At 31.2% G+C, this 9,783-nt stretch carries 5 protein-coding genes and 2 pseudogenes; 3 read left to right on the top strand and 4 right to left on the bottom strand.

Annotation, left to right across the window (positions count from 1 at the left end):
• Window positions 1-400: pseudogene (locus tag V5787_RS10660) on the bottom strand (IS1380 family transposase); the annotation flags it as partial.
• A gap of 551 nt (window positions 401-951) precedes the next feature.
• On the bottom strand, window positions 952-2,745 hold the full coding sequence (gene uvrC, locus V5787_RS10655) for an excinuclease ABC subunit UvrC (RefSeq protein ID WP_336893205.1): 1,794 nt from the start codon (window positions 2,743-2,745) through the stop codon (window positions 952-954).
• 128 nt (window positions 2,746-2,873) lie between these two features.
• Between uvrC and V5787_RS10650 the strand changes: the two genes are divergently transcribed.
• The gene (locus tag V5787_RS10650; RefSeq protein WP_336893204.1) at window positions 2,874-3,443 is read left to right on the top strand and encodes a 5-formyltetrahydrofolate cyclo-ligase; all 570 of its coding nucleotides are present in this window, start codon (window positions 2,874-2,876) and stop codon (window positions 3,441-3,443) included.
• Window positions 3,444-3,568: 125 nt separating this feature from the next.
• On the top strand, window positions 3,569-6,160 hold the full coding sequence (locus V5787_RS10645; RefSeq protein WP_336893203.1) for a phosphoenolpyruvate carboxylase: 2,592 nt from the start codon (window positions 3,569-3,571) through the stop codon (window positions 6,158-6,160).
• Window positions 6,161-6,235: 75 nt separating this feature from the next.
• Here the strand turns inward: V5787_RS10645 and V5787_RS10640 are convergent, their stop codons facing one another.
• The gene (locus tag V5787_RS10640; protein ID WP_336893202.1) at window positions 6,236-6,922 is read right to left on the bottom strand and encodes a Crp/Fnr family transcriptional regulator; all 687 of its coding nucleotides are present in this window, start codon (window positions 6,920-6,922) and stop codon (window positions 6,236-6,238) included.
• A 180-nt stretch (window positions 6,923-7,102) separates the two neighbouring features.
• On the opposite strand from V5787_RS10640, the gene V5787_RS10635 reads away from it, so the two are divergent.
• Entirely contained in the window at window positions 7,103-9,508 is a 2,406-nt protein-coding gene (locus V5787_RS10635; protein WP_336893201.1) for a heavy metal translocating P-type ATPase metal-binding domain-containing protein, read from the top strand.
• 114 nt (window positions 9,509-9,622) lie between these two features.
• Here V5787_RS10635 and V5787_RS10630 read toward each other — a convergent pair.
• Window positions 9,623-9,783 (bottom strand): annotated as a pseudogene (locus V5787_RS10630) (ISAs1 family transposase); the annotation flags it as partial.

Here is a 9,783-nt window from a genome sequence, read left to right as displayed (position 1 = left end):
TATTTTCAATATGAACAATGTGTTTTCCTATAGTAGAAACTCCAGGGAAATAACCTCGTTTGATTTTATAACTTTTTTTTGAATCGTATTTTTCACAGGGAATAAATTGATGGTCAAAATCGAAATCACAACTCTTATTAGGCTCTAAAACTCTTGTTTTTAGTAGCATATCTATGTTTAATGCGTTTAGGTTTTTATGTGTGCTAAATTGGTGTTCGATGCCTGAATTACTAATATGAATGTCTTTTTCTTGGGCTAAGCTTTTTAAAACACGACCAATAGTATCAGCAGAACAGACCTTTAAGTTGGGGATTTGAAGTAAATCGGATTTTAAATGCTCCTCAATATCTTCAGCACAATCTCCTGCTGATAAAAATAAAAGCCATAGATTTTTTATCACATCTGAAAAACTAAATTCAGACTGTAAAGACCTTTTACCTAGACGCGGTTCTCAATCAAGGAAGAAAACTCAAGAGTGTTGAAATTTTCGGATATAAAATTTAATCCGCCGTATGAACTTATCTTTTCTGTAGTTGTTGTAATTTTCACCTGTCACGGTTTTCACCCAAGTTGGTGAAAATAATTGAATTGAAAAGTCTTGTAGACACTGGTTTTACAAGACTTTTCATTTCTTTTAATAGTAGACCTGCGGAGTTAAGGTATTCCTGTTTATGAACAGAGAAGACCGTTAGCTAGCTTCAACTATTTAAAGGGTATTAGGTATAAATTAATTTGTAAAGAACTAAAAAACATTCCAATAGAAATAGAAGACCAAATCCTTGTATCTCAAACAAAATTATTCAAATCACCTTTTACATTACTAAGTTTGTATTCGAGGAAGACTGTATTGTAAACCAAATCGACTTTAGAACAAACACTCCGATTTACCTCTTGTGAATACACTTGAGCAACAAAAAAAGGACCTCTTTTACAATTCCTTATTTATATCAATTACAATTTTTTCAATAAACCATCCTGTACTTTTTTTGCCTTAGACGGTCCTATTATGGAAGACAAACTATCAAAACTGGCATCCTTTACCCTTTTAACTGATTTATAATACTGTAAAAGGGTCTCTAGGGTTTGTTTACCAATTCCTGGAATCTGCTCTAATTCAGATTTAATTGCACCTTTACTCCTATTGTTTCTATGATGTATAATACCGAATCGATGTGCCTCATTTCTTAAAAACTGAACAATTCTTAAAGTTTCAGAAGTTTTATCTAAATACATCGGTATTGGATCTCCTGGGTAATAAATTTCTTCCAAACGTTTTGCTATTCCTATAATCGCTATTTTTCCGCGTAAGTCTAATATATCCAAACTTTTTAATGCAGAAGACAGCTGTCCTTTTCCTCCATCAATCACAATTAATTGAGGAAGATTAGCTCCTTCCTCTAACAATCTTTTATATCTTCTAAACACCACCTCTTCCATAGAAGCAAAATCATCAGGACCTTCAACTGTTTTTATATTGAAATTTCGATACTCTTTTTTACTTGGTTTTCCATCTCTAAAAACCACACAAGCAGCAACAGGATTGGTACCTTGAATATTGGAATTATCAAAACACTCAATATGTCTTGGTTCTTTACTCAACCTAAGATCTTTTTTCATTTGCGCCATAATCCTTTTTACATGGCGATCTGGATCTACAATTTTAATTTGCTTAAAACGCTCTTGTCGATAATACTTTGCATTTCGTTCAGATAATTCTACAATGCGTTTTTTATCACCTAATTTGGGCACAGTAATTTTTAAGTCTTCTCCTAAATCAACTTCAAAAGGAACATATATTTCTTTAGACACAGAACTAAATCGTTGACGGATTTCAATAATTGACAACTCCAACAGTTCTTTATCCGTTTCATCCAATTTCTTTTTTATTTCAGTTGTATGACTTTGAATAATAGATCCATTCGCTATTTTAAAGAAATTTACATATCCAAAACTCTCATCAGAAATAATAGAAAAAACATCTACATTATTGATAGAAGGATTTACTACTGTAGATTTTGATTGATAATTTACTAATAAATCTAATTTATTCTTAATCTTCTGAGCCTCTTCAAACTCCATTTTCTCAGCAAAACCAATCATAATCTTTTGAAATATTTCCAAAGAAGATTTGAAATTTCCTTTGATGAGATTTCTAATGGCTTTTATATTTGAATTGTAATCCTGTTCAGCTTGAAATCCTTCGCAGGGTCCTTTACAATTCCCAATATGGTAATCCAAACAAACTTTGTATTTACCCGTATTTACATTCTCTTCATTTAAATCAAAATTACAACTTCGCAATTGAAATAATTCCTGAATCAAATCTAACAAGGCTCTTGCAGTTTTTACTGAAGTATAAGGTCCAAAATATTCCGATCCATCTTTAATTACCTTTCTAGTCAAAAACACTCGTGGAAACCTTTCTTTTTTAATGCAAATCCAAGGATAGGTTTTATCATCCTTTAGCATTACATTATAACGGGGCTGGTATTTTTTTATTAAATTATTCTCGAGTAATAAAGCATCCGTCTCTGTAGAAACCACAATATGTTTTACACTTCTAATTTTAGATACTAAAACCCGGGTTTTTCCATTCTCTTGAGTTTTATTAAAATAAGAGGATACTCGTTTTTTTAAATCGATCGCCTTACCTATATATAACAATTGATCCTCCTTGTCATAATATTGATAAACACCAGGAGAATTTGGCAAGGTTTTAATTTGGATTTTCAAGACTTCAGACATAACACAAAATTAAGTAATTCAGCCTAAATAAAGAAATAGATGCTGAATTCAACATCTATAAAAATAGATTTTACTAAATCAGATGTTTTTTATTTAGATTTTCTTTATTTTGTCCTAAACAAATAGCTATGTTAAAAACAGAAGCGAGAAGAAAATTTAAAAGCAAACGCATTGCTCTTTCTAATGATAAAATTGAAGAGCAAAGTATTGCTATTGCTAATCAACTCCTAAAACTAAAACCAGAGAGTTTTTGGAAAAACAATTTATACTTTCATCTTTTCTTGAGCATACAAGAACAACGAGAAATAAACACCGAACACATTTTAAACATCCTATTTGCAAAAGACAAAGAAATTGTAGTTTCTAAATCGGACTTCGAAAAAGGAGAAATGATCAATTATTTACTGACTGAAAACACACGTATAAAAAAAAACCAATACAACATTCCAGAACCAATAGATGGTATTGAAGTACCCCACAATAAAATTGATGTAGTATTTATCCCCTTATTGGCATATGACACATCTGGAAATCGAGTGGGTTATGGAAAAGGATTTTACGACCGATTTTTAGAAAAAACAGATTGCATCAAAATAGGTCTTTCTTTATTTGAACCTATTGAAAACATTTCAGATACTGTCTCCACTGATATTGCTTTAAATTATTGTATCACTCCCAAAAATATTTATTCTTTTTAAGACTCTTTTTATTTATTAAAAAACTGTTGTTTTTTTAGGGGCTATCATTACTATTTGTTTAAATCTATAAATTAAAAAGACATTTTAAACAGGGTTTCGTATCTTGCTCCCAAAATTATTAAAACATGTTGAAACAGACGAAACTATCAAGATTCAATAATAATGTTCTCGCTAAATACCAAGTGTACAATAGTGTTTTTATGACTTTACCTTTTGACGAAGTAGAGAAAACAGGTACATTACTTCCATTATTTAATGAGTCATGTATAGAAGGATTCAAAGTAGGGAAAACACCTACTGAAATAGTAGAAGGATTTTTCAACTTATATAAAGCGGATAGTACTGAAGAAGAACAAATTCGTTTTATTTTTAAATTCATTCAATATATTGAACGTCAAGTTGTATTATTTGATGCTATTGAAGATGCAGCTTTTGCTGATGTCAATAACATGAACGGAATTGGTACTTTAAGAAACATTAAAGAAGAAGCTACTTCTAAGCGTGTAAAAAAAGATTTACAGAAATTCTTAGAAACTTTTAAAACTAGATTAGTTTTAACGGCTCACCCAACTCAATTTTACCCAGGTACTGTATTAACAATCTTAACTGATTTAGAAAAAGCTATCAATGCTGGTGATTTACCTTTTATAAAAAAACTACTTTCTCAATTAGGAAAAACAACATTTTTTACACAAAAAAAACCTTCTCCTTACGACGAAGCTATTAGTTTGATTTGGTATTTAGAAAATGTTTTCTATCATTCAATTGGTAAAATATACGATTATATCCAAACTAATATTTTGGACGGAAAATCTATTGACAACGAAATCATAAATTTAGGCTTTTGGCCATGTGGGGATAGAGATGGAAATCCATTTGTTACAACTGAAACAACTTTAAAGGTCGCTAGAAAACTGCGTCAATCTATTTTAAAAAACTATTTTCGTGATGCTCGTAAAATCAAGAGAAGATTGTCTTTTGAAGGAGTATACGATGTAATTAGTGATATCGAAACTAGATTGTATGATAGTTGTATTTCTGAGGATGCTCCAATTAGAATTTCTCAAGAAGCTTTGTTAGAAAAATTATTAGGCATTAAGAAAACTATCAAAGATCAGTATAACGGTTTGTTCTTGGAAGAAGTAGATACCTTTATTAATAAAGTGAAAATTTTTGGGTACCATTTTGCGACAATGGATATTCGCCAAGATAGTCGTGTACATCATGACGTATTCACTAATATCATTAAAGAACTTCAATATAATGGAGATATCATATTCCCGAAAAATTACCTTGAACTCACAGCTAATGAACAAATTGATGTTTTAGCTAAGGTAAAAGGATATATAAACCCAGAAGATATTCATGAAGAAATGGCTCAAAGAACTTTAAGTTCTATGCAGGCTATTAAAACTATTCAAAAGGAAAACGGTTTAAGAGGGGCTAATAGATATATTATTAGCAACAATCAAACTGCATTGAATGTAATGGAAACATTTGCAATGTTAAACTTGTCAGGGTTTGAAGACGGATTAAATGTTGATATCGCTCCATTATTTGAAACTATCGACGATTTAGAGATTGCTCCTGAGGTAATGCGTCAATTGTATAATATCCCTGAATATCGTACTCATATAGAAAAAAGAGACAACAAACAGAACATTATGCTTGGTTTCTCCGACGGAACTAAAGATGGTGGATATTTAATGGCCAACTGGGGAATTTACAAGGCTAAAGAAGAATTAACTAAAGTTTCACGCGAGTTTGGAATCAAAGTTATTTTCTTTGACGGACGTGGAGGACCTCCTGCTCGTGGCGGAGGGAAAACTTCTAAATTCTACGCATCATTAGGTCCAAAAATTGAAAACCAAGAAATACAGATAACCATACAAGGACAGACAATTAGTTCTAACTTTGGTAACTTAGATTCTTCTCAATATAACATGGAACAATTATTAGGAGCAGGTATTACTAATGCTATTTTTAATGACCCTAAGAATGGTGCTATGGAGAAGAAGGACAGAGAAGTTATGATTGATTTAGCAAATACTAGTTATAAGGCTTATGTTAATTTCAAAGAACACCCAATGTTTATTCCTTATTTGGAACGCATGAGTACTTTAAAATATTATGGTAAAGCGAATATTGGCTCTAGACCATCGAAACGTTCTAAATCTACTCAATTGAATTTTGAAGATTTAAGAGCAATTCCATTTGTAGGAAGTTGGGCTCAATTAAAACAAAACGTGCCTGGTTTCTATGGAGTGGGTACTGCTTTCAAGAAATATGAAGATGCAGGAGAGTTTGACAAAATTCAAAACTTCTACAATAATTCTAACTTCTTTAAAACATTGTTAGAAAATAGTGTTATGTCATTAACTAAATCTTTCTTTGAATTGACTTCGTATATGGCAAAAGATGAAGAATTTGGTGAATTCTGGAATATTATTCACGATGAATATCTCCTGTCAAAAAGATTATTGTTAAAATTAACAGGACACAAAGAGTTAATGGAAAATTATCCTGATGGAAAAGCTTCTATTGCTGTTCGTGAATCAATTGTATTACCTTTATTAACAATGCAACAATATGCATTAAAAGAAGTTCAAAATATCCATAAAAAAGGTGTCTCTGATAAAGAAAGGCTAGAAACATTTGAAAAAATAATTACAAGATCTCTCTTTGGAAATACAAATGCAAGTAGAAACTCTGCATAATAAAGGTTTCCTTTATACAACAAAAAAAGCCTGCTAATAATTAGCAGGCTTTTCTATTAATCAATTATTTTTTTTTTAAAACCCGTTTCCTATTTTTCTTAAAGCAGTTTTGTTTTCAATTTTAATTTTCTTACCCATAAGACAAATAACCCCTTCTTTTTTTAAATCCGAGAGCAATCTAATAGCAGACTCTGTGGCTGTACCAATTACATTTGCAATCTCTTCCCTTGACAACTTGATATCGATATTTCCTTCTTTATCTTCTCCAAAAGTTTCATCTAAAAACAAAAGAGTATCTGCTAAACGTTCTCTAACCGTTTTTTGTGCCATATCAGCAATCGTAGAGTTAGCTTCCTTTAAATCACTACAAACCACCTTAAACATATCCTTAGAGAAATCCTTATTATGCTGGATTGAGTCAAAAATATCTTTTTTAGGAATAAAACAAGCATCCATATCTTCTAAGGCAACAACAGATAAATTCACGGGTTCTTCTCCCAATACAGACCTATACCCAAGCATATCTCCTGTCTTTATAAATTTAACAATTTGCTCCTTTCCATTCGGACTCAGTTTTGTTAATTTACATTTACCTTTACTAATACAATAAACTCCATTTAACATCATTCCTTCCTTAAAAATAACATCTCCTTTTTTAAAAGTCATTTCATTTTTATGGCTTGAAATACATTTTAACTCTTCATTAGTCAGAGTTCTTAATGAGTTAAGTTCTTTAATTATACAATGTTTACAATTCCCCATATCCAAACAAATTTCTTGACAAATATACTTATAAATTATGATAATTGTCATATAGCTATAGATAGAATCTTATGACTTTTGTCATACCCATGAATCCTAAACAAATCCATTTAGCTAAATAGAAAGCATCTTTTAAACGAAAAAAACAAAGATTAATCCTTATATTTCACGAAAACAACAATGAATATTATCGACAACTGTTACCATTGCGGAAATGAATGTACCGACAACAACTCTTTAGTTTTTGACGAAAAACATTTTTGTTGTAATGGTTGTAAAACTGTTTTTGAAATATTAAATGAAAACGAACTTTCCACCTATTATGATTTTGAACAATCTCCAGGAAAAATACCAGAAGAAATTAAAGGGAAATACGATTACTTAGACAACGAAACGATTGCTTCCAAATTATTTGAATTTGATGCAGACAACACAAGTATTATTACTTTAAACATCCCACATATTCACTGTAGCTCTTGTATTTGGGTTTTAGAAAACTTACATAAAATAAACCATAAAATACAATCATCACAAGTCAATTTTCCAGAAAAAACTGTAAGAATAGTATTCGATAAAAACAAAATCTCTTTAAAAGAAACTGTTGTCTTACTCAGTTCTATAGGTTACGAACCATATATAAGTCTAGAAAATACTGAAAATCAAAAATCAAAAAAATCCGACAAAGTATTAATCTATAAATTAGGGGTTGCTGGTTTCGCATTTGGAAACATCATGTTTTTATCATTTCCTGAATATTTTGAGGTAGATGAGTTTTGGTTAAATCAATACAAACCGTTCTTTAGATGGATCGTGTTCTTTATGGCAGTACCTGTGCTTTTTTACTCTGCTCAAGAATACTTTATATCAGCTTACAAAGGGTTGAAATATAAAATTTTAAACATCGATGTTCCAATTTCTCTAGGGGTTTTGGTTTTATTTATAAGAAGTACATTTGAAATTTCCACCAACTTAGGACAAGGGTATTTTGATAGTATGACAGGTCTTGTATTCTTCCTTTTACTGGGAAAACTTTTTCAACAAAGAACATACAGATTCCTGTCTTTTGAAAGAGATTATACTTCCTACTTCCCAATTGCGGTGACTAAAATTGATAACGACAAAGAAGAATCGATACAAATTTATGATGTTAAAAAAGGAGATCGATTGCTAATTCGAAACCAAGAACTCATTCCGATAGATGGAGTTCTTATCAATGGAAATGGCTTAATCGACTATAGTTTTGTAACAGGTGAAGCCAGTCCTGTTGTGAAGATTTCTGGAGACAAACTGTATGCAGGTGGAAAACAAATGGCTGGAGCATTAGAAATTGAAGCCATAAAAACTGTTTCCCAAAGCTATTTAACACAGCTTTGGAGTAATGAAATTTTTAACAAAGACAAACAGGAACACTTTAAAAATATCACAGATCAAATCAGTCAATACTTCACCTATGTAATTTTATCCGTCGCAATAGTTTCTGGCACTTATTGGTATATCTATGACAGGTCAATCGTCTTAAACGTAATTAGCTCCGTTTTAATAATCGCTTGTCCTTGCGCTCTTGCTCTGTCTGCTCCCTTTACTCTTGGGAATATTATTCGCATTTTCGGAAAACATAAATTGTATTTAAAAAACGTTAATGTTATTGAAAACATGTCGAAAATAAATTCTTTAATTTTCGACAAAACAGGCACAATAACCTCTTCGGAGGAACAAAAAATAAACTACGAAGGAAAAGAACTGACAAATACTGAAAAACAGCAGGTAAAATCAATACTCAGAAACTCCAATCACCCTCTGAGCAGGTCTTTATACGATTCTTTCAATAATCAAAATTCCGCTGAAAAAGTCAATAATTTTAAAGAGACTATAGGAAAAGGAATCACCGCAGTTATTCAGAATAACACCATTAAAATTGGTTCTGCTTCTTTTACAGACGCGGAAAACGCTGATGCTATAACCGAAACAGCTGTCCATATTAATATCAACACTATATATCGTGGGAAATTCATCTTTAAAAATAAATACCGTAAGGGGATATTTCCAATGTTTTTAAACCTTATAAAAACATATAAGCTCACCCTGCTATCTGGCGACAATGAAGGAGAAAAAGAATACCTAGAAACTGCATTTCCTAAGAGTACTACTTTTATCTTTAATCAAAAACCAGAAGATAAATTAACCTATATTGAACGCAAACAAAGATCTGAAGACAATATACTTATGTTTGGAGATGGACTAAATGACGCTGGTGCTCTTGCTCAAAGTAATGTAGGTATTGCTGTTTCTGAAAATGTAAATGTATTTTCCCCCGCCTGTGATGCAATTATTGATGCAAGTATTCTTTATAAAATCCCTTTGTTTTTAAAAATATCGAGAAAAGCGATTACCACGATAAAAGCAAGCTTTGCACTTTCTTTTCTCTATAATCTTGTAGGATTATATTTTGCAACTACAGGTCAGTTATCACCTGTTATCGCAGCTATTTTAATGCCTCTAAGTTCAATTTCAGTGGTTGTATTTGTAACAATTATTACCAACTACATTTCTATACCCCTATCAAAAACTAAAAACACTAACTCATAGAGTGCCCAGGAAAAAACCTGTAAAAAAGAAGAAAGACCGATTATAATCTAACTGACTAAAAAACCACTTATTAGCCAATTAAATCCATAAGTTTTAAAACACCTCAGGGCAAACTCACACTTTTATGTTTAGCACTTTTAAAAGGTAATCATGATTCCACCCAGCTTTAAGTCTCTTTCCAGCAACACCTTGTTTTTCGGTTTTTTCATTTTTCAATAGATTTAGTGCTATCTTAAGTAATATTGAATAATTTTGGGCTGCGTTGTTCTTTCTCT

The organism is Flavicella sp., assembly GCF_037132785.1.
Classification (GTDB): Bacteria; Bacteroidota; Bacteroidia; order Flavobacteriales; family Flavobacteriaceae; genus Flavicella.
The sequence above is the reverse complement of the archived record's forward strand: the minus strand, read 5'-3'. Positions and strand labels throughout refer to the sequence as shown.

Coding starts and splice junctions, on each gene's coding strand:
- uvrC (WP_336893205.1), bottom strand. CDS start 2,745: ATGTCTGAAGTCTTGAAAATCCAAATTAAAACCTTGCCAAATTCTCCT.
- V5787_RS10650 (WP_336893204.1), top strand. CDS start 2,874: ATGTTAAAAACAGAAGCGAGAAGAAAATTTAAAAGCAAACGCATTGCT.
- V5787_RS10645 (WP_336893203.1), top strand. CDS start 3,569: ATGTTGAAACAGACGAAACTATCAAGATTCAATAATAATGTTCTCGCT.
- V5787_RS10640 (WP_336893202.1), bottom strand. CDS start 6,922: ATGGGGAATTGTAAACATTGTATAATTAAAGAACTTAACTCATTAAGA.
- V5787_RS10635 (WP_336893201.1), top strand. CDS start 7,103: ATGAATATTATCGACAACTGTTACCATTGCGGAAATGAATGTACCGAC.